The organism is Anaerostipes sp. CAG:276 (assembly GCF_000432215.1).
Taxonomy (GTDB): Bacteria; Bacillota; Clostridia; order Lachnospirales; family Lachnospiraceae; genus Anaerostipes; species Anaerostipes caccae.
The window spans coordinates 15,974-41,765 of sequence record NZ_FR889171.1 but is presented as its reverse complement, the minus strand read 5'-3'; the positions used below and the strand labels follow the sequence as shown (position 1 = coordinate 41,765).

General features: G+C 45.5%; 28 protein-coding genes and 1 tRNA gene. 9 read left to right on the top strand and 20 right to left on the bottom strand.

Going from position 1 to position 25,792, the window contains the following annotated elements:
- On the top strand, positions 1 to 440 hold a 440-nt coding region (locus QVP35_RS01085; RefSeq protein ID WP_288187714.1), incomplete at its 5' end, for a Smr/MutS family protein.
- Here QVP35_RS01085 and QVP35_RS01080 read toward each other — a convergent pair.
- Positions 437 to 1,090, bottom strand: a complete 654-nt coding sequence (locus QVP35_RS01080; protein WP_009291061.1) for a DUF3793 family protein — start codon at positions 1,088 to 1,090, stop codon at positions 437 to 439. The genes QVP35_RS01085 and QVP35_RS01080 overlap by 4 nt on opposite strands.
- A 117-nt stretch (positions 1,091 to 1,207) precedes the next feature.
- Positions 1,208 to 2,080, bottom strand: coding sequence for a LysR family transcriptional regulator (locus tag QVP35_RS01075; protein WP_009291060.1), 873 nt, complete (start codon positions 2,078 to 2,080; stop codon positions 1,208 to 1,210).
- Between the two features lie 139 nt (positions 2,081 to 2,219).
- On the opposite strand from QVP35_RS01075, the gene QVP35_RS01070 reads away from it, so the two are divergent.
- From QVP35_RS01070 to QVP35_RS01060, 3 genes are read left to right on the top strand one after another with little or no spacing between them, the layout of a single operon-like run.
- A complete protein-coding gene (locus QVP35_RS01070; protein ID WP_022260697.1) occupies positions 2,220 to 3,704 on the top strand; it encodes a UbiD family decarboxylase in 1,485 nt (494 codons plus the stop codon).
- 3 nt (positions 3,705 to 3,707) lie between these two features.
- Positions 3,708 to 4,271 carry a UbiX family flavin prenyltransferase gene (locus QVP35_RS01065; RefSeq protein ID WP_009291058.1) on the top strand — a complete coding sequence of 188 codons (564 nt, stop codon included), beginning with the start codon at positions 3,708 to 3,710 and terminating at the stop codon, positions 4,269 to 4,271.
- Positions 4,272 to 4,275: 4 nt separating this feature from the next.
- On the top strand, positions 4,276 to 4,623 hold the full coding sequence (locus QVP35_RS01060; protein WP_009291057.1) for a hypothetical protein: 348 nt from the start codon (positions 4,276 to 4,278) through the stop codon (positions 4,621 to 4,623).
- 62 nt (positions 4,624 to 4,685) lie between these two features.
- Here QVP35_RS01060 and QVP35_RS01055 read toward each other — a convergent pair whose 3' ends face one another.
- Positions 4,686 to 5,657 (bottom strand): sugar-binding transcriptional regulator, encoded by a 972-nt coding sequence (locus tag QVP35_RS01055; RefSeq protein ID WP_022260696.1) that lies wholly within the window; start codon positions 5,655 to 5,657, stop codon positions 4,686 to 4,688.
- A gap of 64 nt (positions 5,658 to 5,721) precedes the next feature.
- Complete coding sequence (locus QVP35_RS01050) at positions 5,722 to 6,987, bottom strand: zinc-binding dehydrogenase (RefSeq protein WP_022260695.1); 1,266 nt, start codon at positions 6,985 to 6,987, stop codon at positions 5,722 to 5,724.
- A gap of 277 nt (positions 6,988 to 7,264) precedes the next feature.
- Between QVP35_RS01050 and QVP35_RS01045 the strand changes: the two genes are divergently transcribed.
- The 3 genes from QVP35_RS01045 to srlE are packed head-to-tail and all read left to right on the top strand — an operon-like array spanning position 7,265 to position 9,199.
- Positions 7,265 to 7,663, top strand: coding sequence for a transcriptional regulator GutM (locus QVP35_RS01045; RefSeq protein WP_009291053.1), 399 nt, complete (start codon positions 7,265 to 7,267; stop codon positions 7,661 to 7,663).
- 13 nt (positions 7,664 to 7,676) lie between these two features.
- Entirely contained in the window at positions 7,677 to 8,210 is a 534-nt protein-coding gene (gene srlA, locus QVP35_RS01040) for a PTS glucitol/sorbitol transporter subunit IIC (RefSeq protein WP_009291052.1), read from the top strand.
- Positions 8,207 to 9,199: a PTS glucitol/sorbitol transporter subunit IIB gene (gene srlE, locus QVP35_RS01035; protein WP_009291051.1), complete on the top strand. Its 993-nt coding sequence runs from the start codon at positions 8,207 to 8,209 to the stop codon at positions 9,197 to 9,199. Before srlA ends, srlE begins: the two co-directional genes overlap by 4 nt.
- Positions 9,200 to 9,250: 51 nt before the next feature.
- Here the strand turns inward: srlE and QVP35_RS01030 are convergent, their stop codons facing one another.
- The 9 genes from QVP35_RS01030 to QVP35_RS00990 form a co-directional block, all read right to left on the bottom strand.
- The gene (locus QVP35_RS01030) at positions 9,251 to 10,321 is read right to left on the bottom strand and encodes a helix-turn-helix domain-containing protein (protein WP_009291050.1); all 1,071 of its coding nucleotides are present in this window, start codon (positions 10,319 to 10,321) and stop codon (positions 9,251 to 9,253) included.
- A gap of 139 nt (positions 10,322 to 10,460) precedes the next feature.
- The gene (locus QVP35_RS01025) at positions 10,461 to 10,697 is read right to left on the bottom strand and encodes a helix-turn-helix domain-containing protein (RefSeq protein WP_009291049.1); all 237 of its coding nucleotides are present in this window, start codon (positions 10,695 to 10,697) and stop codon (positions 10,461 to 10,463) included.
- Positions 10,698 to 10,723: 26 nt separating this feature from the next.
- A complete protein-coding gene (locus QVP35_RS01020; RefSeq protein ID WP_009291048.1) occupies positions 10,724 to 11,626 on the bottom strand; it encodes a hypothetical protein in 903 nt (300 codons plus the stop codon).
- Between the two features lie 148 nt (positions 11,627 to 11,774).
- Positions 11,775 to 11,845 (bottom strand) — tRNA-Gly (locus QVP35_RS01015).
- A gap of 55 nt (positions 11,846 to 11,900) precedes the next feature.
- Complete coding sequence (locus QVP35_RS01010; RefSeq protein WP_022260693.1) at positions 11,901 to 13,142, bottom strand: MFS transporter; 1,242 nt, start codon at positions 13,140 to 13,142, stop codon at positions 11,901 to 11,903.
- Positions 13,139 to 13,927, bottom strand: a complete 789-nt coding sequence (locus tag QVP35_RS01005) for an ABC transporter ATP-binding protein (protein ID WP_009291045.1) — start codon at positions 13,925 to 13,927, stop codon at positions 13,139 to 13,141. The genes QVP35_RS01010 and QVP35_RS01005 overlap by 4 nt, the downstream gene beginning before the upstream one ends.
- Positions 13,928 to 13,936: 9 nt before the next feature.
- Positions 13,937 to 14,944 carry a FecCD family ABC transporter permease gene (locus QVP35_RS01000; RefSeq protein ID WP_009291044.1) on the bottom strand — a complete coding sequence of 336 codons (1,008 nt, stop codon included), beginning with the start codon at positions 14,942 to 14,944 and terminating at the stop codon, positions 13,937 to 13,939.
- Positions 14,941 to 15,924 (bottom strand): FecCD family ABC transporter permease, encoded by a 984-nt coding sequence (locus QVP35_RS00995; protein WP_009291043.1) that lies wholly within the window; start codon positions 15,922 to 15,924, stop codon positions 14,941 to 14,943. The genes QVP35_RS01000 and QVP35_RS00995 overlap by 4 nt, the downstream gene beginning before the upstream one ends.
- The gene (locus QVP35_RS00990; RefSeq protein WP_009291042.1) at positions 15,917 to 16,876 is read right to left on the bottom strand and encodes an ABC transporter substrate-binding protein; all 960 of its coding nucleotides are present in this window, start codon (positions 16,874 to 16,876) and stop codon (positions 15,917 to 15,919) included. The genes QVP35_RS00995 and QVP35_RS00990 overlap by 8 nt, the downstream gene beginning before the upstream one ends.
- 167 nt (positions 16,877 to 17,043) lie before the next feature.
- On the opposite strand from QVP35_RS00990, the gene QVP35_RS00985 reads away from it, so the two are divergent.
- The gene (locus QVP35_RS00985; protein WP_009291041.1) at positions 17,044 to 18,045 is read left to right on the top strand and encodes a helix-turn-helix transcriptional regulator; all 1,002 of its coding nucleotides are present in this window, start codon (positions 17,044 to 17,046) and stop codon (positions 18,043 to 18,045) included.
- An 87-nt stretch (positions 18,046 to 18,132) separates the two neighbouring features.
- Entirely contained in the window at positions 18,133 to 18,591 is a 459-nt protein-coding gene (locus QVP35_RS00980) for a DUF805 domain-containing protein (RefSeq protein ID WP_009291040.1), read from the top strand.
- 157 nt (positions 18,592 to 18,748) lie between these two features.
- On the opposite strand, the gene QVP35_RS00975 is transcribed toward QVP35_RS00980, so the two are convergent.
- The 7 genes from QVP35_RS00975 to metG form a co-directional block, all read right to left on the bottom strand.
- Complete coding sequence (locus QVP35_RS00975) at positions 18,749 to 19,801, bottom strand: zinc-dependent alcohol dehydrogenase (protein ID WP_009291039.1); 1,053 nt, start codon at positions 19,799 to 19,801, stop codon at positions 18,749 to 18,751.
- 10 nt (positions 19,802 to 19,811) lie between these two features.
- Positions 19,812 to 20,642, bottom strand: coding sequence for a PTS system mannose/fructose/sorbose family transporter subunit IID (locus tag QVP35_RS00970; RefSeq protein WP_022260691.1), 831 nt, complete (start codon positions 20,640 to 20,642; stop codon positions 19,812 to 19,814).
- A 15-nt stretch (positions 20,643 to 20,657) separates the two neighbouring features.
- Positions 20,658 to 21,479, bottom strand: a complete 822-nt coding sequence (locus QVP35_RS00965; RefSeq protein ID WP_009291037.1) for a PTS mannose/fructose/sorbose/N-acetylgalactosamine transporter subunit IIC — start codon at positions 21,477 to 21,479, stop codon at positions 20,658 to 20,660.
- A gap of 18 nt (positions 21,480 to 21,497) precedes the next feature.
- Positions 21,498 to 21,974 carry a PTS sugar transporter subunit IIB gene (locus QVP35_RS00960; protein WP_009291036.1) on the bottom strand — a complete coding sequence of 159 codons (477 nt, stop codon included), beginning with the start codon at positions 21,972 to 21,974 and terminating at the stop codon, positions 21,498 to 21,500.
- Between the two features lie 11 nt (positions 21,975 to 21,985).
- The gene (locus tag QVP35_RS00955) at positions 21,986 to 22,417 is read right to left on the bottom strand and encodes a PTS sugar transporter subunit IIA (RefSeq protein ID WP_009291035.1); all 432 of its coding nucleotides are present in this window, start codon (positions 22,415 to 22,417) and stop codon (positions 21,986 to 21,988) included.
- 358 nt (positions 22,418 to 22,775) lie between these two features.
- Positions 22,776 to 23,513 (bottom strand): MurR/RpiR family transcriptional regulator, encoded by a 738-nt coding sequence (locus QVP35_RS00950; protein ID WP_009291034.1) that lies wholly within the window; start codon positions 23,511 to 23,513, stop codon positions 22,776 to 22,778.
- A 266-nt stretch (positions 23,514 to 23,779) separates the two neighbouring features.
- Positions 23,780 to 25,726 carry a methionine--tRNA ligase gene (gene metG, locus QVP35_RS00945; RefSeq protein ID WP_022260690.1) on the bottom strand — a complete coding sequence of 649 codons (1,947 nt, stop codon included), beginning with the start codon at positions 25,724 to 25,726 and terminating at the stop codon, positions 23,780 to 23,782.
- Between the last annotated feature and the right edge of the window lie 66 nt (positions 25,727 to 25,792).

The window sequence follows — 25,792 nt, the reverse complement described above, 5'->3', positions numbered from 1 at the left end:
TTTCCCTAAGCGGCACGGTCCAGACACTTCCCAACTCTAAGGGAGACCTGTATGTACAAATGGGCATGATGCGTTCCAAGATCAATGTCAAAGACCTGGAGATCACCAAGAGTGTGAAGCAGGTAAAACGGGAAAATGCAAGAAATGAGGCCAGAAACAGCGGACGGACTGCCATCAATAAGTCTTCCAGTATCCGTCCCGAAATCAACGTCCTTGGTATGACCGTGGATGAAGCCGTCTCCCATCTGGATAAGTTCATTGATGATGCGTGTCTGGCAAACCTAGGACAGATCACTGTGATTCACGGCAAAGGAACCGGTGCTTTGAGAAAAGGCGTACACAATTATTTGAAGACTTTAAAAAAACAAAAACGGATTTCCGGCTACCGGGACGGGGAGTTCGGCGAAGGAGATATAGGTGTGACCGTGGTGATTCTTTAATTGCCTGTCACATTAAAGCAGCAGGGACAGCAGATGTTCCTGCTGCTTTTGAGAATACCGTAATTTGGGTAGGATGCAGTGATCTGTGCCAGAGTCTTATTGTTCTGTACCTGCTTCATGATCTGATACTTTACAAGATCGTATACTTCAAATAATTTCCTGGTATCTTCTGCATTTCCATAAACCTTCCAGTAGCCTGAAAACAGACAGCCGCGTCCCTGATGCCGGATGAATCCTTCCACATCGCACAGAGGGTATCCAAGAATCAACCCAAGTTCATGGGGAAAACCCCTTTCTCCATTCTTATACTGCCGGAAATTTTTACACAGAACTGAGAAAGTATCACTCAGCCGAACGGAATTATATCCGCAGCTTTTCATAAACTCCTGATGTTCTCTTATCATCAGATAATGTTCAAGTTCATTTTCCCTGTAAAGCAGCCAGACACACCTTTTTACTCCGTCATATATGAGTCTTCTTTGTATACCAGTGCCTGTTAACGCCTGAATAAAAACCGTTGTGTCTTCTCTGCCCAGAGTAACCGAATTTGAAGGCTTTACTCCCGCAAGCACCTGTGCACAGTGCGCTGCAATCCTCATCTGCACATTGTTTTTATAATTTATCTGGTTCCATTCTGATCGGCAGTTCATCCGGCTGCTCCTTCCATCGGTTATATTTCTATACTTTAGGATGACCGCTTCAGAACCTTTCTATGTAAAATTTTATTTATAGAGAATCTCTCTATTGTTTTTAGAAAAATGAAATCATTAATTTTCGCATATATACTCAGCAAAATTCCTCATAGCCTCTGTCTCTGTGGTACCTGCAAGTTTTGCGAGGACTACTGATATCGTCTGCGGCGGATCCAGCGGAAGTACTTTCACCTTGTCTGCCTGAAATATACGGAAATTGCTTTTTGCAAGGAGACTCACTCCTTCCCCCACCGCCACTCCGCTGATGATCGATTCCACTCTTCCGGTCCGTATAATTTCCGGCATAATTCCTGCCTCGTTCAGCAGCTGGATACAGAGCTGATATACAGATGTATAAGAGTTCATGAAAATAAACCGCTCTCCGGCAAGATCCGAAAGCCTGACAAAAGGACCCCCTGCAAGTCTGTGGTTTTCAGGCAGGATTGCCACAAGTTCATCCTCTGTAAATGGGTAGGATACACACCCTAATTTTGAAAACAAATTTTCCCGTGCAATAATATAATCATATTTTTTTTGGCGCAGGCCTACCAAAAGTTCAGCCTCTTCTGCCTCTTCAAAAGAAAAGTCAATCTGCGGGTATGTCTCCGTAAAACTTTTTAATCTGGCTGTCAGGTCATATTGTGTTAAGATTGGCAGTGTCCCGATGCAAAGTTTCTGCTTCTTGTTCTTTCGATAAGGTTCTAGCTTAGAAAGCATCCCCGCATAACATTCGGTGAGACGAAGTGCTTCCTGATAAAATACAGATCCTGCCTCAGTGAGTGAAGCCTTTCTTCTGCTGCGGTCAAACAATGTAATATCCAGTTCTCTCTCCAGCTTCATAATCTTTTTGGACAGTGTGGATTGGGAAATGTTTCTGCATTCTGCCGCTTCTAAAAAGGTTTCATTCTCTACTACGGCAATCACATCATTCAGTTGTTCAAACGTCATAGCCTCCTCCTATTCATTCTGTTTTGGAATCAATTATACTGCAAATCGAATTGATTCACTACCCTCACCTTGCTAAGATAGTCCCAAAAGTACCTCATTTCACATAAAATTCATCGAATTAAAAGAAGGAGAAAGTTCTATGTCTGTTAAAGTTACCGATTTGCGAAGTGCTATTGAACGACTGAAAGAAATGCCGGGACAACTGCTGGAAACCCATGTGCCCGCAGAACCTATGGCAGAGCTCTCCGGCATCTACCGTCATGTAGGCGCCGGAGGAACCGTCATTCGGCCCACGAAGGAAGGACCTGCTATGCTGTTTCACAAAATAAAAGGACATCCTGATGCAAAAGCTCTCATCGGCCTTTTGGCAAGCCGGAAACGGGCAGCGGCTCTGTTAGACTGCCCGCCTGAACAGCTTGGCTGGAAACTGTCTGAATGCGCTGAAAATCCCATTCAGCCTGTTAGCATCAATGGAAAAGGGAAATGTCAGGAAGTGGTTCACAAGGCTGGGTCCGCTGATTTTGACCTAAGAAAACTCGTTCCGGCACCTACCAACACACCCGAAGATGCCGGGCCTTATATTACTCTTGGTATGTGCTATGCCTCACATCCTGACACAGGCCAAAGCGATGTGACCATTCATCGCCTCTGCATCCAGGGAAAGGACGAACTTTCCATTTTCTTTACACCCGGAGCCCGGCATATCGGTGCCATGGCAGAACGGGCAGAAGAACTGGGACAAAAACTTCCGATCTCCATAAGCATCGGCGTCGATCCTGCCATTGAGATCGGTTCCTGTTCCGAACCTCCGACCACACCTCTGGGATACGATGAACTGTCTATTGCCGGAGCTCTCCGCGGCGAACCGGTGGAATTGTGCCAATGCCTTACCGTGAATGAACGTGCCATAGCAAATGCAGAGTATGTAATTGAAGGGGAAGTGATTCCCGGCATCCGGGTTCAGGAAGACCAGAACAGCCATACAGGGTATGCAATGCCTGAATTTCCGGGATATACCGGCCCGGCCAGTGATCAGTGCCGGCTGATCAAAGTTAAGGCTGTCACTCACCGTAAAAACCCTATTTTGCAGACATGCATCGGTCCCAGCGAAGAACATGTGTCTATGGCGGGAATCCCCACAGAGGCAAGTATCATCGGCATGATCGAAAAAGCAATGCCGGGCCGTCTGCAGAATGTATACTGTGCTTCAGCCGGAGGCGGTAAATATATGGCTGTACTGCAGTTCTGTAAAAAAGCACACAGTGATGAAGGGCGTCAGAGACAGGCGGCTCTTCTAGCATTTTCTGCATTCAGTGAGCTGAAACACATTTTCCTTGTGGATGAAGATGTTGACTGCTTTGATATGAATGACGTGCTGTGGGCAATGAATACACGTTTTCAGGGAGATACCGATATTATCACAATTCCCGGTGTCCGCTGCCATCCGCTGGATCCTTCCAACGACCCTGATTTTTCAGCAAGTATCCACGATCACGGCATCGCCTGCAAGACCATTTTCGACTGTACGGTTCCTTTTCACTTAAAGCACCGCTTCAGACGCGCACAGTTTTTAGATTTAAACCCGGAACCATGGTTAAAAGGCTGCAGTGAACACGAGGTATAACACATGAAACAGAAACGATTATTAGTGGGAATCAGCGGAGCATCCGGCATGCCGATTGCTGTGGAATTACTGCGTGCTTTAAAAGTTTCCCAAACAGAAGTCCATCTCATCTGTACAGACAGTGCCGTAAAAACTCTTTCTCTGGAAACAGACAATCCGATAAATGAAATTCAAAGTCTCGCAGATGCCGTCTATGACAGCCATAATATCGGCGCGGCTCCTGCCAGCGGAAGCTTTCCCATGGACGGCATGGCTGTGGTACCGTGCAGTATGAAGACTCTGGCAGGCATTCACAGCGGATACAGCGACAATCTGCTGCTGCGGGCTGCAGATGTAACCTTAAAAGAACGCAGGAAACTTGTTCTCGTCACCAGAGAATGCCCTCTAAGTAATATCCACCTCAGAAATATGTATGAGGTTTCTCAGGCAGGTGCTGTCATTCTGCCGCCTGTTTTAAGCTACTACAATCGTCCACAGTCTGTTGAAGAAATGACAAGGCATATCGTCGGGAAAATTTTAGATCAGTTTGAAATAGAATTTAATGAGTTTCGGCGCTGGGAAGGATGATAAAATGCAGGAACAAATCTCCTTAAAAACTGAGCTATTTGGTCATGAACTCCGTGTCAATGCAGCCCGTTTGGATGAAGGCATTCAGGTAACGATTGCAGGAGGAAGCCATTCTCATATTGGCTCCGTAAGCTTTGTCGGGTATAATGGAACTATTGAAACAATCCAGCTGCCGGGACACAAAGATGCCCACATCAGCACACACTGGGCCAAAGTCTTATGGAATCATTTCAAAGAGCCAGTCTGTGTTCAATGCGGTGTTCATTTTGACAATTTAAGCCATTCTCAGATTAAATATGTTACCGCCTCCTGTAACCGAATGCTGGATACTTTACTGAAGAGTTTGAACTGACCAAAGTTATCTGCAGTATTAGACACCATCAATTCATACTGGAACTGCTATGGGAAAGGGTGTTAGTCCTTTCCCATAAGCCTCCTGTTATCCATCTCAACTAATTCCCTGCCTGTCTGCACATCGGTAATCAGCCCGTCCACAATCTTATGTTTCAGCGCTGAATATATACTTGTCACTTTCTCGGTTCCTTCTGTTACGGCAATCACTTCGGGTATTCTTTTTATCTCATCAATATTTAAAGACATGAGCTGTCTGTTCCATTTACAGTCGATCATTTTCCCATCTCTATCAAAATAATTATAAGAAATATCCCCGATCAGCTGCCTGCTGATATCATTTTTTTCCCGGTTAATCCCATGGAGATAGGACTCTGTCAGCTCGAAATACTGCGGCGAACTGCCAAGTCCTACTATGGCCAGATCCGCATTCCTTGCTTTTTCCATGACACTTTTAATAAAATGCTGTTTCAAAAGTATTTCTTTTGCCTCATGAGAATCCAGAACAATCGGCGCATGCAGCTGGAGGCTGTTTCCCCCACTGTTTTTTGCCATCCTCTCACAAACTACATTGGCCTGGATCTCCCACCGTTCTTCTCCCAGACCGCCGGACATGGGCACAAAAGTCACATGGTCAAACGGCACGCCGGAAGAAAAATTTTCAGCGATCTGGCGTGTAGTATTTCCCGCGGTCATTGCCACATATTTCACGGAAGACAGCTTTCTTGCCAGATATTTTGCTGCTGCCGCTCCCACTGTTTTTACCGGAATTTCACTGTTTTCCACGCTGACGCATACGGCTTCTTTGATCTGAAAACGCTTCTTCAGCTCCTCCTCCAGTTTCCTGTACGGATGAAACTCTTCATCATGAATGATGATCTCAACGATCCCGATCTTCCTAGCCTTTGAAAGCAGTTTAGAGACCAGCGACCGGCTCATATTAAACTTCTTTGCAATCCTCTGCTGTGTCCATTCCTCCTCATAATAAAGCCGTGTGATCTCAGCGAGCATCCTGACTTCCTCTTCATCTGCCATCGTTCTCCCTCCCACAAAAGATGTATTCCCTCTTCCTAATCGATTATAGCAGATTTCAAACCTCCTATCTCGTCAGATCCACTTGATATGCATCCAGCAGCAGCTTTTCCGCCTCCGCATTCCAGCATCCGTTATGTGCTGCACAGGATTCTTCAAGCCTTTTAAACAACGGGTTTGTCTTACCCAGTTCTGCAAAGTCTTCAATGGCAGTCAATGGCAGATCGATCTGTGTATAGATCATCTTCTTGCCTCCCGGAATTTCAGGTACGTGAAGGGTCGTCTCAATAGCACTCTCAAGTCCGCCGATATGTGTCACCATGACTGTGGGACGGATTTTTTTTTGTTCCATCAGCTTGAGGGCATCGTGCAGGTCCTCATTTGTACTGCCGGTAAAACCGACCAGATGGGTATATAAATAATGCACATTGTACATGTTGATCCTCGCGGACAGCTGCTGATCCACAGGGCCCGCGAAGAAATTCATACAGCCGTCTTTTCCAAGCACCTGGTCCGCCTGTTCGATCAATGATTCAATAGGAGCATATACGAAGACATCATCATAACCTTTGCCTCCATTGATTTCTCTTAACTTTTGAACTACATCTGCATATTTCCCTGCGTTTAAAAATACAAGTTCTTTCTGGTTTCCCGATGCCAAATCAAACATTTTTTTCGCCCTGAAAAGTCTTTCCTCCGATACGTCCACAGCGACGATCTTTGAAGGGCCGTTTTCCAGCTGAAGGGCATAGTCGATACATTCCAGGCCCATCGGTCCGCAGGCGCCGAAGATCACAAGGCTCCCTCCCGGTTTTACTCCCATCCTGTGTTCGTGGTCTTCCTCCGATGTGTGGTACATCCTGCGGTACCCTGCGATAATGCAGGCTGTGGGCTCAGACAGGGAAGCCTCAAAGAAAGAATCTCCCTCAAACGGTATCAGGCATCCGTGTTCCATCACCTCTGCTGGTAGAATACAGTATGTACAGTCTCCCCCATAGGTTTCATAATAGTAACCTGCTGTTTTCAGCCGGCCATCCTGAGTCACGGCAGGCAGGACCGTAAATTTCTGTCCGTTTCTGTACTCCCCTTTCCATTTCTCTCCCACCTCTATGATCACTCCCGACATCTCATGGCCGATGACCGACGGGTGTTCAGAGAGATCCGGCCTGGCCCGTTTATGGGAGACCCCCTGTTTTGCCAGCTTATAAGTAGACATACACACGCTGTCGGAAATAATCTTTACCAGTATTTCGTCTTCTTTCAGCGGCGGCAGTTCAAAAGTATCCAGCCTTAAATCATCTTTTCCGTAAAGTCTGATTGCTCGTGTTTGCATAGTTTGCACCTCTTTCTTAAGTTTCAGGTTTATCCTTAAATTCACCCCCATCATAAGGACCTTATCTGCTCTTCGTCAATCAAAAGTGAAGACTTGGAACATTTGTTACAGAACCGTACAATTTTATGTATTCATTTCAATACAATCGTAAATTATGTTCCAAAACATTGAGAATAATTGACTTCCCTTTGTGCCCGGGATAGTATCAGCATATGTTAAGAGTTCACGTGAAACCACTTACTGATTTTTCTCATATCAAGGAGGTGCAAACCGCTTTATGCTTACTTATGTTCTTGGATTTTTAATGGTAACCATGGCAGCTCAGGCAGCCCTTGGCTGGTTCCAGATCAAACGCATGTATCAGTCTATGGAAGATCTGAAAAGGAGTTACCGCCACACCCCGTATATTTTGGCCATTGGCTCTGCCAAATCCGGTCTTACCTTCCGGCCGGGCGTGATCGTGATCGTTGTGGTCAATGATTCGGATGAGATTGTTGATTACTACGAGATGAAAGGCCGCACCGTATTTTCCAAATTCGTTCAAAAGAATGATTACATTGGCTGCTCTGTGAATACCGCCGGAACTTTCATGAAACGGAAGAATGAAAAGGCCGCCTTTGCATCAGCCTTGGAACAAATTGCCGGAAAACGAAAAACTGCTGTCTGTCCATGTTAAGGAGGATGAACTTATGAATGTATTTGTAAAACTAGCCGAAGGATTTACCGGCATCGTGTCTGCCGGAGGTGAAAACCTAATGGGCCTGATCACCGGAATCCTTCCGAACCTGCTGATTCTGCTCACGTGTATCAACGCCATCATTACACTGGTAGGAGAAGACCGGGTCATGAATTTCTCTAAGAAACTGACCCGTTTCCGCCTGCTCCGCTACACTCTGCTGCCTGTGATTTCTCTGTTTTTCCTGACCAACCCTATGTGCTATACCATGGGACGGTTTGTGGAAGAAGACCAGAAGCCCGCCTTCATCGACGCCTGCTTCTCCTTCGCCCATCCGATCACCGGACTGTTTCCTCACGGAAATGCGGGAGAGCTGTTTGTCTGGACCGGTATCGCCGCCGGTGTCACAAAACTCGGTTATTCCACGATACCTCTGGCTATCCGTTATCTGCTGGCCGGTGTCATCGTTATCTTTATCAGGGGAAATGCCACAGAATTCCTTACCAAAAAAATCATGGCGAAGAATAGAGGAGGTGCTGCAAAATGAAACCAGCCGTAACCATCACAAAAGGCTCCAGCGGATGGGGCGGACCGCTGACGGTCTGTGAAACTGAAACAAGAAAAGTTGTCGCTTCTGTCACCGGGGGATCGATCCATCCGTTAGCTGAGAAAATAGCAGATCTCCTTGGAGTTCCAGTCGTAGATGCCTTTAATAATAAAGTAGAACCCGACACGATCATTATTGCAGTTGTAGACTGCGGAGGAACTCTGCGATGCGGTGTTTATCCGAAAATGGGAGTCAAGACCATCGACATTCACCCTATTTCTCCCTCAGGCCCTTTGAGCAAATACATAAAAGAAGACAATTTTGTCTCAGGCTGTACACTGGATTGTATTTCTCTGAACGGGGAAGCAGTGTCTTTGGAGAATGAAGAGGCTGAAAAACCGGCTTCTGAAATTCCTGTGCCTCAGGCCCCAGAGCCGAGCGGTCCGGAAGGCAATAAGTTCTTTAGCTTCATTACAGGCATGGGCCGGGGAATCGGAAGTATCGTCAACGTATTTTATCAGGCCGGCCGGGATACCCTGGATATCGTTCTGAAAAATATCCTCCCATTCATGATCTTTGTCAGCATCATGGTGGGGATCATCAACTATACCGGAATCGGAGATCTTCTTGCCAATACCATCAAACCTCTTGCAGGAAGCCTCCCCGGACTTCTGGGATTATCCGTATTTTGTGCAATCCCATTCCTGTCACCGGTCTTAGGACCTGGCGCAGTCATCGCACAGGTCGTCGGTGTTCTTCTCGGTGTGGAAATCGGAAAGGGAACAATCCCGATTGCCTATTCCCTTCCCGCACTTTTTGCCATCAACTCTCAGGTTGGATGTGATTTCGTGCCTGTCGCACTGACTCTTGCCGAAGCAGAGGATGAGACCGTAAGTGCTGGTGTTCCTGCCATGCTCTTTACAAGGCTTGTGACCGGACCGGCCGCTGTGCTGGTTGCATACCTTCTAAGCTTTGGACTTTACAGCTAAGATACAAAAAAACATTCAAACTGCGTCCTAACAGTTTGAATGTTTTTTCTTTTATGATATTGTTTTTGACTTCCACTCCTTCATGAGACTCTGAAATTCCGGATTTCTCTGAAGAAATCCAAACTCCTTATTGCCAGGATCAAGGAACTCACTTAACAGCTTTGGAAGTATCGTCTCACCAAAATTTTCACTGCTTTTCTTATCCGTCATGTGCCTGTACAAAGGAGACCTGTCTAATTCCCATGGCTCAAGGACTGCCGGGATCATCTCTTTTAATATTTCCACACAACGACCGGTATCTTGTCTGGCAAGCGCAAGCTGAAGCGACGCCGAGTAAGAACCAAATCTCCATAAGCCAAATAATCCGGCTGTCTGCCTTGATATTTCCGCAATCTCTTCCGCATCAGTATCCCGGCCTTCTTCAAGTGCTATAATCATAGAATCCAGCAAAGCAGACTGGATCTCATTTAATTTCGTCATAAGCTTCCTCTCCAGTATGTTTGCCGCTTCCTTCCACTGCTTTTGTTTCATATACAGCCTCACCTGCATCTGCCTTTTATCCATCATAGACCCGGCTTCTTCCGGCAGCTGCTTAAGAAGTTCTTCCGCCTTTTCATATTCCTTTCTGTCAATGTATTTAAGGATCAGCAGGGAATTAGCTCTGTCTCTAATCTGCTCATCCGTGCTCTTCGCTGCCCGTTCGTATAGTTTTTCAATTTCGCCCTTAAATGCGGGATGTTCTTCTTTGGCATACATACCCAAAATCCCTTTCAGCGTTACGGCAATATTCAGGACCAATAAATGACAGGAAGGATATTCGTGCACCTTATCCATTCCCATTCTAAATGCATGTTCTGCCCCATTTTCAGCAGCATCCACAGCCAGTTTATTTAAAAAATCCCCGATCTCCTCACGTGTTGGCTCATTTTTAAAAGAAAGCAGTGTGTTTAAATCCGTATCTAATACACGGGCCAGCGCAGGCAGCAGCGTAATGTCCGGATAAGACGCGGCCTTCTCCCACTTGTTGACCGCAGGCGCAGAGACCCCCAGTAAAGATGCCAGCTGTTCTTGTGTAAAACCTTTTTTTATCCTCAATTCACGTATCATTTCATTTATTTTCATAGATGCCGCCTCCCTTCCTGTTTAAATTGTATCAGCCCTCTTTTCTTCCGACAATTGAAAGATTCTTTCTTTTATGATTCATAAAATTAACTGTTGGTTATTTTTCTAAAACCAAAGAGAGAAGGCCCAAAAGGCCTTCTCATGACAATATTTCTTTAATTTGTGCGATTGAGTTTCCCTGTTTTTTAAGCTCCTGGATCAGAGAAATTCTCTCTATACTTTCCTCCCGCTTGTATCTTCGGGTTAAATTTTCTTCTTCCTGTTCAAATGGAAGGATCTCCTCCTCCGTGTAATATTTTAATGTGCTGTAACGGCAGCCGGTCAAACGGACTAATTCCCCAACTGTCACATACTCGGATGAAAGGATCTTTTCCATACTCCTCTGCCTGGACATGCAATCACCTAATAATACACCGGAACCAGGCTGGCGCCCTGGATCGGAATATGATAGGCTGCTTTTGTCATAGGGAAGATGCGGTAATAGCTGTTGTCAATGCGCAGCAGTGTCTCCCGTCCGTTTTTAACTTCCTCCGCATAATGTCCCCGTTCGGATAAATAACAAAGCACTTCTTTTCTTCTGTCTGCTACCGTAGTACCGAGAACCACAAAATCAATAAAGATCGCGCTTCTTCTCTCTAAAAATGGGAACATGAGATTGACTCCCTCAAGGTACGGATTTTGAAACAGATTCTTTTTTGCCTTTAAAAAGCTTGTGCTGAAATTACTTAACACACTGTGAAATTCTGCTTCAAACAGCCTTCTGAAGCAATCATTTTGGGATGAGATATCTCCAATCTTTTGTTTCACCAATATCTGCTCTGAAGAGGAAAACACCTCAGACATCAGACAGGATTCCCGGAACATCCACAGCAGACAGACACTCTCTAAAGACGGTTCCCCTTCCTCCAAAATCTCGGCTCGTATACTTTCCACTACTTTTCTGTACTCTGTCTGGCTGGTCCGATACTCCGTAATCTTCACCCCGGCAGTCTCATAGTTCATATCACAGGCAATCAGCGCCGGAACTTCTTCCAATGCCCCTTCCTGTTTTAAAGTTAAAACTGTTTCCTTCTCTATCTCTTTTAATTCTTTTTTCCCAAGTTTTTTAACCTGTTGTATGAGTTTCGTTAAACCTTCCTTAAAGACAATCGGTTCTCCGCTTTGTATCTCAGCCAGCAAAGGCTCCAAAGCCGTGAGGGCAGCAATCCCCCGGAGCACAGCGCTCTTTGCCTGCGTATAGTGATTCGCCTCCAGTGTGTCCAAACCTGCCAATGCAGCCTTTTGCGGCAATCCATAATCCCTCATAAGTAACAGCCCCTTTCCCGTATACTTACTACTTATTACTTACTACTTACGATTTAATTATAACACAAAGTTTCATAAAGTAAATGAATATGTTCTGAAAAACAAAAAAACTGCCTGTAAAAACAGACAGTTTTCATAATAATATAAAAGCGGGTGATGGGAATCGAACCCACGTGATCAGCTTGGAAGGCTGGAGTTCTACCATTGAACTACACCCGCATCTTTCAGACAAGTGATAGTATAGCAAAACTAAATCTAAAATGCAAGAACTTTTTCAAACTTTTTTGAAATAACTTCTCACTGCAGCTTTCACAAAGAAAGCTGTCCCCAGGCTCGCAGCAGATACAAAAAGAAACAATACCGGCACTGAGACTCCGGCCTCTAAGATCTGTCCAAACAAAAATTGTCCGGGAGGGATCGCTGCCGTGGCTGCTGCCGTAGAAAATGCACTGGTCTTTCCAAGCATAATTCCGGGAACCGCCTGCTGCATATAAGTCAGTGATATGACATTAGAGAGTCCAAGGGAAAGCATAACAAGAAATCCCCCCGCCGTAAAAGCCATTAGGTTCAGGAAAGCTGCCTCTGAAAGGATACCTGAAAGGCACATGAAAAGAAAAGCTGCCGGCATCAGATAAAGTATCCTGTGGATTCCGCCCATTGAAAAAAATCCCGGATAAGCGCTGATCAGCATGCCTCCCGTGATCATTCCCAGGACAATGATCCCTTCTGCGGTGCCGTAAACTTCCGAGGACATTCCAAGGACATTTTTTATATAATGAGGCGCCGCCACAGAAAAAACCGGAACAATAAAAAGATTTGACAGACCGTAGGAGATGATCATCTTTAATACCACGAGCCTTGACTTCTTTAAATATAAAAAACCTTCGTACATTTCTCTTACACTGCCTGCCAGTGACACCTTCTTTCCGGTGTTTCCTGTTTCTTCCGGCAAATGCAGAAAACCTTCCATCAGTGCCGATACAAAGAAGCTGATGCCGTTTAAAATAACAATCCAGCGGATGCCCAGGAGTCCGTAAATCATCCCGGCTGCGACAGGCCCTGCGAAATTTGCGGCTGAACCGATCTGCTGAATGATCCCATTAGCCCTGTAAAGCTGCCTGTCCGGCACCGCCAGAGGAACAGAAGCCGTAACCGCGGGACCATATACAGTGCTCGCGCAGGATAGAAGAATCATGATCACTGTAATGATAACCGACCGGTCATTTCCGGAAAATAAAACAGCCGCATAACATGTGATCACGACTCCGCTGAAAATGTCACAACCGATCATAACTTTCTTTTTTGAAAACGAATCTGTTATTTTACCGGCGGCAGGTGCAAGCAGTACATACGGCAGCATGGACACTGCAAGAACTGCGGCAAATAGTTCGGGACTTCCTGTAAGGTCCAAAAGATAAAGGGACATGCCGAACCTCTGCACCGCGCTTCCAAGCAGTGAGATCAGCTGTCCCGCTGCAATGATCGCAAAGTTCTTTTTTATCCGCTGTGTGCTCATTCTAAGTCGTACTCCGTACAGACAGGGTAAGTTCCGTCCTCACTCATGCGCAGCTTTGCACGGATTCCATAGAGAGTCTTTAAATGCTCCTCTGTGATGACATCCGCCGGAGCCCCTTCAAATACCGCACGCCCATCTTTCATCCCAATGATATGGTCTGCAAATCTGGACGCATGGTTGATCTCATGAATTACCATCACGATCGTTGTATCGTTTTTACGGTTCAGCTCCTTCAAAAGCGTTAAAATCTCCAGCTGATGAGACATATCAAGATAAGTAGTCGGTTCATCCAGCACAAGGATCCCGGTCTCCTGTGCAAGTGCCATAGCGATAAACGCCCTCTGACGCTGGCCGCCGGACAAAGATTCTGCCGGCCTGTCCTGGAATTCACAAATTCCTGTGGCATCCATGGCCCAGCGTATAACCTGATGATCATGTTCAGAAAGTCCGCCCATGGGCTTCTGATAGGGAAACCTTCCGTAGGCCACCAGCTCTTTTACCAGCAGTCCCTCCGGTACATGCGGGCTTTGGGGCAGTACAGCCATCTGCTTTGCCGTTTCTTTTGGCGCCATCTCCCTAAGCTTTGCACCGTTGATCAGGATCTCTCCCCTCTTTGGCCTGAGTATCCCCGCCGCTGTTTTGATCATAGTGGATTTTCCGCATCCGTTTGCCCCCACTACAATGGTAATCTTTCCTCCCGGGATATTCAGGTTCAGTTTTGGAATCACAACCGTGTTTTCATATGCAGCGGTGATATCCCGAAGCTGAATTGTTTGTTCTTTCATTTTCTATCCTTACCTTTCTTTCATCAGCAAATACAGGAAATAGGGTACCCCGATCAGCGAGATCATAATGCCTGCGGGTATTTCCAGAGGCGAAAACAGGTTCCTTGCGAGTGTATCCGCGCCGAGCACTAAAATGCCGCTCAGACAGGCGGCAGCCGGTATCTGCCGCCTGTGTACAGGTCCTGCAAGACGTTTTGCCAGATGAGGACCTATAAGGCCCGCAAATGCAATATTTCCGGCCACCGATGTGGCACAGGCGGCCAGACAGACTGCAAGCACGAGGAAAATCTTCCTCTCCCGGTTTACGCGCACTCCCAGCCCTGCGGCCAGTTCATCTCCCAGATCCATGACATCCAGTGTTCTGTTTTTATAAAACACGATCCCGATCAGCACTGTGATGGCCGGTGCTGTTATGGCTGCGTAGGTCCAGCTGCTGCCCCAGAGACTTCCTCCGATCCATGACAGGGCCTGATTATAGTCTCCTTTGGACATATTCAGCTGATATAGCGTGATCAGAGCAGTAATGCCCGTATTTACGCCGATTCCGGCTAAGATCAGCCTTGCGGGCTTTAACCTTCCCTTTTCTCCGGCAAGAGCATAAATACAGAGAAAGCTTGCAAAAGCCCCTGCCGCTGCCGCCAGCGGCATCAGCAGAACAGTTCCCAGACCCAATGCCGTATAATAGCTGGCACTCTGTACAGAAATCAAAAGGACCACCGCCAGGGCGGCCCCCGCATTAATGCCGATAATACCCGGTTCTGCCAGTTCATTTTTTGTGATACTCTGTAAAATACAGCCGGACACAGCCAGCGCCGCGCCGACAAGCACTGCCGTCACTGCCCTCGGGAGCCTCAGATCAAAGACAGCAATCTTCTGCATCCCATCTCCCTTCCCGAGAAGCGTCTTTAAAACTTCCCCTGCGGTCATCGAATAGCTTCCATACATCAGTGCCCCGACAAAAACAGCGGCCAGCAAAAGGACGAGCAGAATGAACGCCGTCCGTCTTCTTTTTCTCATTGGTTTTTCTCCTTTCGGATCATCCACAGAAAGACCGGTACTCCTAGGACAGAAGTGATCAGACCCACCGGCGTTTCATACGGCTGGTTCACCAGTCTCGCGGCAAGGTCTGCCCACACCATCAGGACACTTCCTCCCAGAAAGCAAAGCGGCAAAAGCTTCCTGTAATCATTGTCCGCCAGCTTTCTTGTCATGTGCGGGATGATCAGCCCCACAAACGCAATATTGCCTGCGCCCGCCACACAGACCGCACAGACCGGTATCAGCAAAAGTATGGAAATCAGCCTGATCCTGGCCGGCCGGACGCCAAGTCCTGTGGCCGCCTCGTCTCCCAGGCTTAAAATATTTATGCTCCCCGCCAGCGACAAAGACAGGATCAAAGCCATGATTCCTGCCGGAATCAGCATACCCACGTGCCCCCATGAAATCGCCCTGAATCCTCCGGAAACCCAAAAGGCCAGCTCCTGGGAACGGTTTCCCAGGATGCCGATCAGAGACGACAGAGAAAGAAAAAAAGTCCCCAGTGCGGTCCCCGCCAGCAGAAGCCTTGAAATGCTTAGATTCGCCGTTCTGACACAGAACCCCAGCACCAGGATGCCCCCGAGAAAAGCCCCGAGGAGCGCAGATACCGTTATGCTGAAAAGACCGGAGACCGCGGGCAGAACGCTTGCCGCGGCTACGGCCAGTGAGGCCCCCTGTGTCATTCCCATGATCGATGGCTCTGCCAGCGGATTCCTGATCACTCCCTGCATGACGGCCCCGGAAAGTGCCAGCATCCCTCCAGTGAGTGCCGCTGCAATCGTCCTTGGAAGCCTCACTTCTCTGATCAGCTTAACATCCAGTGAGGCTCCTCCCTCTGTAAGAGCTGAGACGACCGTATCAAACGGCAGCTTTTTCGCTCCCAGAGAAACAGCCAGAAACATCCCCGTAAACAGGAGAACCGTGAAGACTGTGAGAAAAACAGCAGTCTTCTTAGTCATTCATTTTCTCCATCAGGCCATTCATTTCATCCAGGAATGCGAGCCGTCCAATAGAACTGTATCCCTGATTAAAGTATGGGCTGGCCGGCAGTTCCGCCACGTGCCCCTGTTTTACGGCAGGAAGCTGTTTCCATACTGAATTTTTCTTTAAAGCAGCCATGTCATCCTTCGTGCCTACCGCAAGGATATAGTCTGCCTCAATAGAAGCCAGGCCTTCATAAGATACAACCGGGAGACTGATATCCTTTTGCTTCGGCAGTCCTTTCGGTCTTTTAAGCCCCATATCATCATACAGAATACTTCCGATTCCGGCTTTGTCATAGACAAAGATCTGTCCTCCGCTGGCAAGGATGGAAAGATAGGTTTTGTCGTCTCCCATAACCTTTTTAATTTCTCTCCCTTTTTCCGCTGCTTTTTTCTCATACTGATCAAGCCATTTCTTTGCCGCATCTTCTTTGTGCATGATTTTTGCGACTGCTTTCACGTCTTCTTTCCAGTCTGTCTGAGCAAGTTTCAGCATGACCGTTGGCGCAGCTTTCGATAACTGTTGATACATCTTTTCCTGAACAGAGGAAATAATAATCAGATCAGGTTTCAATGCCAGAATTTTTTCAACATCCATTTTATCCTGCATACTGTAGCCAAGGATCTCAGCATTCTTTAATGTCTTTTCCAGATAAGCGGGATACTTTGTATAATCATAGGCATCTGAATTGGCAGTTCCGATCACGGAATAGCCGAGAATAGAGAGGATGTCGCTGTTGCCGCTGATGTCAACGATCCTTTTAGGATCAGCAGGTATTTCCACCTTCCCCTTTGCGTCTGTTACCGTAACTGTCTTTTCCTTCTTTTCAGCCTGTTTCTCATTCTTCCCTGAGCATCCGGCCAGCAGCGCTGTCATAATGGCCAGAATAAATATGACCGTGATCATTTTTGATTTTTGAATTCCCATTGTACTTCTGTCCTTTCTTCCTGTATACTACCTTTAGTTAGTTTTGTCTAACAACCTCGCAACGTATTGTACCTGAGCCCATGACGCTTTTCAATAAAACAGAATTTGTTCATCCCTTTGCATAAATTCTGCACCATGTATGATAAATAATGAAAGGAGCCTATTCTATGATAGTTACATCCAGTAAAGCTTTCCGGGAGGAAGTGCTCAGACAGCTCCATTTTCAGCCTTCTGACAGGGGCCACTGTACATTGTTCCGAGATCTGTCCGCTCCCGAAAATGGTTATTTTCTGTTTTATTCCCGTCCTGGTTATTATGAGCTGGGAATCGCAGATTATACAGTCCCAAAGGATTTTCAGATCCGGTTCGACAACCCTGAAGCTATGATCAGATTCGGAATTGTGTATGAAGGCCGCACAAAGTTCCAGCTTAAAAATCAGCAGGTTTCCTCCTTTACTCCTTCATCTTTTTTTGTTGCTGAAAAGAACTTGAAGGGAAAGCAGATCTGGCACAGAGGACAGCATTTTCACGGGACAGAGATCACGCTCCACGAAGCCTACCTTAGCCAGGTTATCTCTGAATCCTTTCCCGAAGCGCTGTGTATGGAAGATTTTAAGATGAATCATACGTATCATTACCTGCCTCTTCCAGTCATTTCCGTCATTCATCAGCTGAACAGCCTGTCTGCTTCCGGCCGTCTGACGCCCTTGTATTTAGAGAGCAAAATTCTGGAATGTACTGCGCTTTTATCAGAAGAAATCAAGAAGCCAAAAGACAATGTATTTGCACATCAAATAGATTATGGGACGATACAGATTGGTGCAGGCCGGACTTGCCGTCTTACTGCCTCTGACATTCAGTCTATTCAGAAAGCCCACGATATCCTGACCGAACAGGCAGTTCATCCACCTACTATTGAAAAATTAAGCAGGATGGTCTTTTTAAATCAGCAGAAACTGAAGGCCGGTTTTGCAAAACAGTATCACATGGGCATCGGAGAATACACCACCAGCCTGCGAATGGCCATGGGCGCCAGTCTTCTCTCCTCCACAGACCTTTCCGTGAGTGATATTGCAAAAAAGACAGGATATAGGTACAGCGGAAATTTTTCTAAAATGTTTAAAAAATATTATGGAGTCAGTCCTCTGGAATACCGCAGGCACCATTAGATCTTGAATTCCTAATGATTTATATCTATAATATTTCTGAAAAGGGAATTATCATCATTTGTTACACAAAAGAAAAGGAGGATTTTTATGATTAACGCTTATAAAGCATTCTGGAAACGTTATTTTGATTTTAAAGGAAGAACATCCCGCGGAAACTACTGGTGGGCGGTGTTAGCACAGTTTATCGCTACATTTTTGGTTGGATTCATAGCCGGGATGCTGGATATCTCTGCTCTTCAGACATTGTGGTCTCTGATCATTTTAATTCCCGGTATTGCGATGTGTGTACGTCGTCTTCACGATATAGACCGCCCCGGATGGTGGATCATACTCATGTATGTCCCATTAATTTTAACCATGGCGAGCATTACTATGACGACAGCCTCTTTGCTGCTGAACACAGACAGTACTGCTGCCGGTGGATTCGGTCTTCTAACCATGGTATTGGGAATTATCACTTTGATCGCAGCTGTTTACTTCCTTATTCTGTTTATAAGAAAAGGTACAGAAGGAACGAACCGCTATGGTATGCCGGATAATGACTAAGGGTTCTTGCTAGCTCAAGCAACTTACAGCGATGGTGTTTTCCTTTCATACATATTTATCTTATTTCAAAAACCAGGAGACAGCGAGGGCAATCGCTGTCTCCTTTTTAACATCTGTTTTTCTGTGGAGAAAAACTATCAGGTGTTACCGTATGTTCTTAAAATGTGATAATATTTCGGAATTTATCCCCTTTTATCGCTGATTCCAAAGCGTCTTTTATGTTTTCTGCCGGATATACCCCGCTGATAAATGGCTTCAGGTCAATAACACCTGAGGATACCATCTGAGATGCCCTCATAAAATCCCTGTCGTTAGAATTTGCTGTGCCGAGGATCTGCACAGATTTTCCATGCACCCAGTTAGGGTCAAACGGAACCGGTTCTGCCGGATGGATCGAGCTGTAAAGTACGATTTTTCCTGCATTGCTCACACACTTAAATGTATCTTCTACCACTGCCGGTATCGGTGTCGTGTCAAAGATCACCTGTGCTTTGATGCCGCCGGTCAGTTCTTTCACCTTCTGTTCCAAATTTTCTTTTGCCGGATTAATCACGGCTTTTGCTCCAAGGGATCCTGCCATCTCGAGTCTTTCTTCATTTACATCAGATACAATGACCTTGGCTCCCCTTTTTGTACAGACAGCTGTGTGCAGCAGCCCCATAATACCGCAGCCGATAACCAGAACTGTGTCTCCCAGGCTTACCTGGGCAGTCTCTACACTGTGCACCACACAGGATACCGGCTCAATGATACACGCTTCTTCCGGGGAAACGCCGCTGTACTTAAACATGCAGTCTGGAGAAACCAAAAGATATTCACTGAACCCGCCCATTCCTCTGTACGGAAGGCCCGGGAGATGTGCACTGTGGTCAAAATGTTCACAGCTTTGTTCATTACCGCTCTTACAGTAAAAACAATTACGGCACGGAAGTGTGACTCCCACTACTACTTTATCTCCAACACTCCACTCATTTTTATTTACTTCATTCCCCATCTCTTCGATGTGTCCTGCTATTTCATGTCCTCCTATAAAAGGAAATTCAACTTTATTGACTCCTGTATAAACTCTCTGCTCCCATGTGCAGATTGCCGCCGCGTCCACTTTGATCAAGACTTTATTTCCTGATGCCGAAGGCCTATCATACTCTTCAAGTCCCACTTGCTTTATATCCGTAAATACGGCTGTTTTCATTTTGCTGTTCACAATCATTCCTCCTGTCTTAGCCTAAAATACCTGTCAGCCCCAATACCGCACCAATGATAACCAGAATCAGCATTACATAGGTGGATTTCATTTTTTTATTCTTTAATAAATATAAGGTCAGCAGCGTGATTCCCAAAGGTATCATACCCTTTAATAATTTATCCAGAACATCTGCCTGAAGAGCCAGCTTGGTAGCTCCAACCTTAATATTCATATGGGATTCGGCAGTTACATAGTTTGCTGTCAGAGATCCAAGTACCGTAGCTCCCATAATAGATGCCGCTGAGATCAGCTGTTTCATTTTACCTCCGCCAAGGATTGCCTCAACTCCTGTTTTCCCTGTCTTATACCCCCTCATATACATAAAGTAAGCGATAGGAAGCATGATACCCGCCATTAAAGCTGCAAATGCAAACGCTCCCATAACATTTCCTCCTGAAGCAATACTGATACCTACTGCCAGAAGAATGGGCTGCAGGGTCCCCTGCCACAGAGTATCACCTATTCCTGCCATAGGTCCCATCAGACCTGTTTTTACACTATTAATAGCGTCATCTGTAACATTTGCACCATTGGCACGTTCTTCTTCCATTGCCACAACCATTCCATTGATGATTCCTCCAAAGTGAGGCTCTGTATTATAAAATGACATATGGCGTTCCATAAACTTTTGCTGTTCTTCTTTATCCCCAGGATATAATTTTTCCGGAAGATGGGACATAGACTGAAGAACACCGCTGGCCTGGAGACGTTCATAGTTATAGTTTGAGTGTGAAAAAAAGGTCCATTTCCAAAACGCCTTCAGCACGTCTTTTTTACTTAAGTGGATTTTCTTATCTTCTGCCATTTTTATTTCCCTCCTTTATTCGAAATCGTCATCAAAATCATCGTCGAAACTGTCTGCTCCTGCTGTTGCTGCTGCCGTCTGCTTTTCCTCTGCCAGAGCTACCACCCCAGTGTAAATATAAGCAACAATACCTGCGATGATGGCGATCGGCATAGTATCCAGATTCAAATATACTGCGATAATAAATCCAAGTACATACCACAACAGGATTCCAGGTTTACTGATCGCTCTCAGATTCATGGCAATACCAATGGCCGGCAGCAGTCCGCCAATGACTTCCAAAGCCTGCAGCGGCCGGCCGCTCAGAGCATGAATGATGTTTGTGACCACATCAGATCCAAAATAACATCCAAGGGCTACCGGTATACATCCGATAATGAAAGCAAATACTTGAGGCGGTACAATATGAAGAAATTTGGCTTTTTTCATATTTCCTTCTTCTGCCGCTTTATCAATCATATGTACAAAGAACACATCAACTGTCATATGAATGACCCAGATAATGGTTCCCAAAAGACCAATGGGCACTGCCAGTGCGATAGCTGCCGTTGGTTTAACTCCCGCCACCATAGCTAAGGCCGTTCCCAATGTTCCTGCAAGACCCGGATCCGTGGGAGGTGCCCCTCCTGCTGAAATATAAGCAATAAACGGAAGCTGAATTGCCGCACCGATGATGGCTCCCTGAACCGGATCTCCCAAAATAAATCCTACTAAAACACCAGATACCAATGGTTTTTGGATAATGGTACTACCCAGCAGGGTTAACCACGGGGTACCATTGATTCCAAGGTAATACACAATTCCGATGAGAACTGCCTGAACAACTGAAATACTCATAATTTTTCCACCTTTCTTTTATAACAGCTTTGCTACATCTACCTTTGCGTCTTCCGCGATGATCTGGATTTCTGTGCGGCATCCGCTGTCAACAATCTTCTTTAAAATCTCCCGTTCTTTTTCTGAGGCTGAAATATTTTTATAAAATTTTTCCCGCCCGCTGCCTGCTCCCATGCCGCCGATATTTAAATGATCGAACTCTATTCCCTGCTTCATGAGTTTTAAAATTGTTTTCGGATACTTAACCAGAATAATTACTTTATCATCAGGCTTGAATCCTTTTTTAAGCCTTGCGGCTGCCTTTTCTGCTGTAAATACTCCGAGGCCAACATTGCCGGGAACAGCATTTTTTAATACCGTCTTCATAAACGGATCTGCTGCCGTTTGATCATCGATCACCATAATTTTATTGGCACTTGTAAAGTTCAGCCACGATGTCATTACCTGTCCGTGAATCAGCCTGTCATCAATTCTTGTCAAAACAACTCCCTGCATTTTGTTTCCTCCTAAATCTCATCCATATCTGTGTCATTGAGCATTTCTTCATACTGCTTATGCAGAAGCACAACCGGCTGGTTCCCTGCTTCCTCACATAGATCAGTCAGCTCATCTAAACTGCATTGATCCCTCATCATAGCCGCCTGCACCACCATTCCCATACTGACACCTGCAATGGCTTTAAAGTTCTTCATATCTGCCATGCATTTCATCACCATATTGGATGGGCTTCCTCCAAGGATATCCACAAAAGCCAGCACTCCATCCCCATCATCAAGTTCTTTTATTGCTGTTCTGATCTTCTGCTCAAGTTCCTCTATTCCGTCTCCGTGATACAGTCCAATCGTTTTCGCCTTTTCCTGTTTTCCAGCAATCAGCTCCACTGCATTTAACAATCCTTCCGCAAAGCATCCATGGGTTGCGATCAATATTCCAACCATTCCCGCTCCTCCTTTTTCTTTATAAATTCATCATAGCAGGGCATGGCTGAAAATGTTTTCTTGTTTAGGCTGTCTCTGTCGATGTATATCCGTTGAAATATAGGAAAAATGAATGTTTTTGCATAAAAAAAGAATGTGAAAATCCAGTAATTTCCTTTTCACACTCTAGTGTTACATCTATTTATTTACTTACTACATCCATAAATGGCTGGATCATAGAAGAAAAGACAGTTAACAAAAACCCCGGAGACCAGTCCTCTCCGGGGTTTTTTTGTCACAGTGGACATACTTCAATTTTCTTACTGCCTTTATAATACCCATTTTAGTAATAATTGTAAACTTCTATTTAAGTCTAAACTTAAAGATTTAAATAATCAATCAGCGTTCTTGCAATGATCTGCAGTGGCAGCCTGGATACGATATCAAAATCCTCAATGGTCTTGTTTCTCTGGTTATATCCCAGGACAGACAAGTCTGAATAATCTTCTAAATCTGTCTTTGGCAGGCAGCAGCAGGTCACCACATTTGCACCTACCTTCTTCGCATTTTGGGCAGTCAACAACAGCTCCGGTGTACTGTTTTTTATAGAAAAAATAATGATCAGATCCCCGTGCCTGAACAGTTTATCCGACTTTTTCATAACCTCTGAATCTGACAGCATATATGCATTATACCCGAGCAGCTGAAGCTGCAGTTCCACATCTTTGGCAATCCATGCGGTAGAACCTCTTGCAATAATATAAATCTTTTGTGCCGTCTTAATAAAACGCACTACCTTGAGGATCGTCTCCGCTTTCAGTATTTCAATGGTTTTCATGCACTCTGTGACAGACTTCTGAAAAATCTCATTGACAATCTCTCCCTCCACCATATCTTCTATCATTGCAGAAAGTTTATAGCGTAGCTCCGAGAGACCGTTATACCCACACTTTCTGACAGCCCTTGATACAGTCGGAGGAGAGGTAAAACTCTTTTCGGCAAGTTCAGTGATCGTCAGCTTTAAAAACTGATCTTCATGTTGATTGATATACTCTATCACTTGCCGTTCGGCTTCTGTAAGCCCGCTTTCCAGTTCTTCTGTAATCTCAACTATCATAACCTATATTTCCCCTCTCTCGCTAAAAAAATAGTTGTCTGGTATGGCCATTACAAAAATACATGAAAAACCACCTTATAACGACCAGGTAATAAGGGTGGTTTTTGGCTTTTCTAAATTAATGATATATCATATATATGGAGGCCATCCACCCTTTAACAGCTGCTCTCCCTAAATAATATAACAATATTTGTAAATCTCCAATGTTTTATCAAAAAAGAACCCTGCCACAGTCTGTACAAGGTTCTTTTCTTTTATCAATATCTCTAGCAGATCTCCGCTCCCGCCGGCATATCTTTCTCCGGCACAACCAGAGCCTGCTCACCCTTTTCATTTTCCGCACAGAGCAGCATTCCCTCAGAAAGCACACCCGCAAGCTTGGCAGGCTTTAAGTTTACCAATACCATGACTTTCTTGCCGACCATCTCTTCCGGCTTGTAGTATGCTTTAATTCCGGAAACAATCTGTTTTACTTCACTTCCCACGCGTACCTGGGAACAGAGCAGCTTCTTAGACTTCTTCACTTCCTCACAGGCAATGATCTCACCGACCTGGAACTGCATCTTCCCGAAGTCATCAAACGTGATTTCTTCTTTCGGTTCAATGTCGATCACAGGATCTGTAAGTGCCTGCTGCTGTTTTTTCATCAGCTCTTCTGCCTGTTCAAGAACTTCCTTTTCATCCAGACGTGCAAACAGAATTTCCGGTTTCTCCGTCACCTTCGTACCGCTCTTGTAATGTCCAAATGAAGTCAGATCTTCAAAGCTTCTCGGCTCGGCATTCAGCTGTTTTAAAATCTTTGCTGAGGTCTCCGGCATATATGGTTCCAGCAGAGCGGCTCCGGTTAAAATACCTTCTACCAGATTATACAGAACCGTTGCCAGGCGGTCCTTCTTGGCATCGTCTTTTGCCAATACCCACGGCATCGTCTCGTCAATATATTTGTTGCATCTCTTAAATACATTGAAGATCTCTGTCATCGCATCCGCTACACGGAGCACATCCATCTTCTTCTGTACTTTCTCTCTCGCTCCTGTGACAACAGCTTTGAGCTGATCGTCAAATTCATCCTCAGCGCCCTTATCTTCTACAATACCGTCAAAATATTTATTGGACATGGAGATCGTACGGTTCACAAGGTTTCCTAACGTATTCGCAAGATCAGAGTTCATGCGCTCTACCATCAGTTCCCATGAGATCACACCGTCGTGTTCAAACGGCATCTCGTGGAGGACAAAGTAACGCACGGCATCCACACTGAACATCCCTGCCAGATCATCTGCATACAGAACATTTCCTTTGGACTTGCTCATCTTTCCGTCACCCTGCAAAAGCCATGGGTGTCCAAAAACCTGCTTCGGAAGTGGAAGGTCAAGTGCCATCAGGATGATCGGCCAGTAAATCGTATGGAACCGAATGATATCTTTTCCGATCAGGTGCAGGTCCGCAGGCCAGAGCTTATTAAACTGGTCTGTGCTGTCTCCGTCACAATCGTATCCAATCCCTGTGATATAGTTGGTAAGAGCATCCAGCCATACATAAACAACATGCCCCTCATCAAAATCTACCGGAATTCCCCACTTAAAAGAAGTTCTGGACACACAAAGGTCCTGGAGTCCCGGAAGCAGGAAGTTGTTCATCATCTCATTTTTTCTGGACTCCGGCTGAATAAATTCCGGATGAGTGTTGATATACTCAATGAGCCTGTCCGCATATTTGCTCAGCTTCAGGAAATACGCCTCTTCCTTCGCTGGCTGTACTTCCCGTCCGCAGTCCGGACATTTTCCGTCTACAAGCTGGCTTTCTGTAAAAAAGGATTCACATGGGGTACAGTAAAGTCCTTCGTAGTGTCCCTTGTAAATATCTCCCTGCTCATAAAGCTTTTTAAAAATCTTCTGTACCTGAGCTTCGTGGTCCGCGTCCGTTGTGCGGATAAACTTATCGTAAGAAGTATTCATCAGATCCCAGATCCTTTTGATCTCTCCTGCCACGTCGTCCACAAACTCTTTCGGCGTCACACCCTGCTCGGCCGCTTTTAATTCTACCTTCTGTCCGTGCTCGTCGGTTCCGGTCTGAAAAAATACATCATAGCCTTCCATTCTCTTATATCTGGCAATACTGTCTGCCAAGATGATCTCATAAGTATTTCCAATGTGAGGCTTGCCAGATGTATAAGTAATCGCAGTCGTTATATAATATGGTTCCTTGCTCATGTTTCTCCTCCAATTTCGCATTATACTGTGTTTTATTATAGTACATCTTGCAAAGATAGTCTATTT

Bases quoted from the DNA above. Each gene is read 5' to 3' on its own strand.
- QVP35_RS01060 (WP_009291057.1), top strand. From the start codon at position 4,276: ATGCAGGAACAAATCTCCTTAAAAACTGAGCTATTTGGTCATGAACTC.
- QVP35_RS00995 (WP_009291043.1), bottom strand. From the start codon at position 15,924: ATGACTAAGAAGACTGCTGTTTTTCTCACAGTCTTCACGGTTCTCCTG.
- QVP35_RS00990 (WP_009291042.1), bottom strand. From the start codon at position 16,876: ATGGGAATTCAAAAATCAAAAATGATCACGGTCATATTTATTCTGGCC.
- QVP35_RS00980 (WP_009291040.1), top strand. From the start codon at position 18,133: ATGATTAACGCTTATAAAGCATTCTGGAAACGTTATTTTGATTTTAAA.
- QVP35_RS01075 (WP_009291060.1), bottom strand. From the start codon at position 2,080: ATGACGTTTGAACAACTGAATGATGTGATTGCCGTAGTAGAGAATGAA.
- QVP35_RS01055 (WP_022260696.1), bottom strand. From the start codon at position 5,657: ATGGCAGATGAAGAGGAAGTCAGGATGCTCGCTGAGATCACACGGCTT.
- QVP35_RS01080 (WP_009291061.1), bottom strand. From the start codon at position 1,090: ATGAACTGCCGATCAGAATGGAACCAGATAAATTATAAAAACAATGTG.
- QVP35_RS01050 (WP_022260695.1), bottom strand. From the start codon at position 6,987: ATGCAAACACGAGCAATCAGACTTTACGGAAAAGATGATTTAAGGCTG.
- QVP35_RS00965 (WP_009291037.1), bottom strand. From the start codon at position 21,479: ATGAGTATTTCAGTTGTTCAGGCAGTTCTCATCGGAATTGTGTATTAC.
- metG (WP_022260690.1), bottom strand. From the start codon at position 25,726: ATGAGCAAGGAACCATATTATATAACGACTGCGATTACTTATACATCT.
- QVP35_RS00985 (WP_009291041.1), top strand. From the start codon at position 17,044: ATGATAGTTACATCCAGTAAAGCTTTCCGGGAGGAAGTGCTCAGACAG.
- QVP35_RS00970 (WP_022260691.1), bottom strand. From the start codon at position 20,642: ATGGCAGAAGATAAGAAAATCCACTTAAGTAAAAAAGACGTGCTGAAG.
- QVP35_RS01025 (WP_009291049.1), bottom strand. From the start codon at position 10,697: ATGGAAAAGATCCTTTCATCCGAGTATGTGACAGTTGGGGAATTAGTC.
- QVP35_RS01000 (WP_009291044.1), bottom strand. From the start codon at position 14,944: ATGAGAAAAAGAAGACGGACGGCGTTCATTCTGCTCGTCCTTTTGCTG.
- QVP35_RS01020 (WP_009291048.1), bottom strand. From the start codon at position 11,626: ATGAGGGATTATGGATTGCCGCAAAAGGCTGCATTGGCAGGTTTGGAC.
- QVP35_RS01005 (WP_009291045.1), bottom strand. From the start codon at position 13,927: ATGAAAGAACAAACAATTCAGCTTCGGGATATCACCGCTGCATATGAA.
- srlA (WP_009291052.1), top strand. From the start codon at position 7,677: ATGAATGTATTTGTAAAACTAGCCGAAGGATTTACCGGCATCGTGTCT.
- QVP35_RS01065 (WP_009291058.1), top strand. From the start codon at position 3,708: ATGAAACAGAAACGATTATTAGTGGGAATCAGCGGAGCATCCGGCATG.
- srlE (WP_009291051.1), top strand. From the start codon at position 8,207: ATGAAACCAGCCGTAACCATCACAAAAGGCTCCAGCGGATGGGGCGGA.
- QVP35_RS01045 (WP_009291053.1), top strand. From the start codon at position 7,265: ATGCTTACTTATGTTCTTGGATTTTTAATGGTAACCATGGCAGCTCAG.
- QVP35_RS01070 (WP_022260697.1), top strand. From the start codon at position 2,220: ATGTCTGTTAAAGTTACCGATTTGCGAAGTGCTATTGAACGACTGAAA.
- QVP35_RS00975 (WP_009291039.1), bottom strand. From the start codon at position 19,801: ATGATTGTGAACAGCAAAATGAAAACAGCCGTATTTACGGATATAAAG.
- QVP35_RS01010 (WP_022260693.1), bottom strand. From the start codon at position 13,142: ATGAGCACACAGCGGATAAAAAAGAACTTTGCGATCATTGCAGCGGGA.
- QVP35_RS00960 (WP_009291036.1), bottom strand. From the start codon at position 21,974: ATGCAGGGAGTTGTTTTGACAAGAATTGATGACAGGCTGATTCACGGA.
- QVP35_RS00955 (WP_009291035.1), bottom strand. From the start codon at position 22,417: ATGGTTGGAATATTGATCGCAACCCATGGATGCTTTGCGGAAGGATTG.
- QVP35_RS01030 (WP_009291050.1), bottom strand. From the start codon at position 10,321: ATGAAAATAAATGAAATGATACGTGAATTGAGGATAAAAAAAGGTTTT.
- QVP35_RS00950 (WP_009291034.1), bottom strand. From the start codon at position 23,513: ATGATAGTTGAGATTACAGAAGAACTGGAAAGCGGGCTTACAGAAGCC.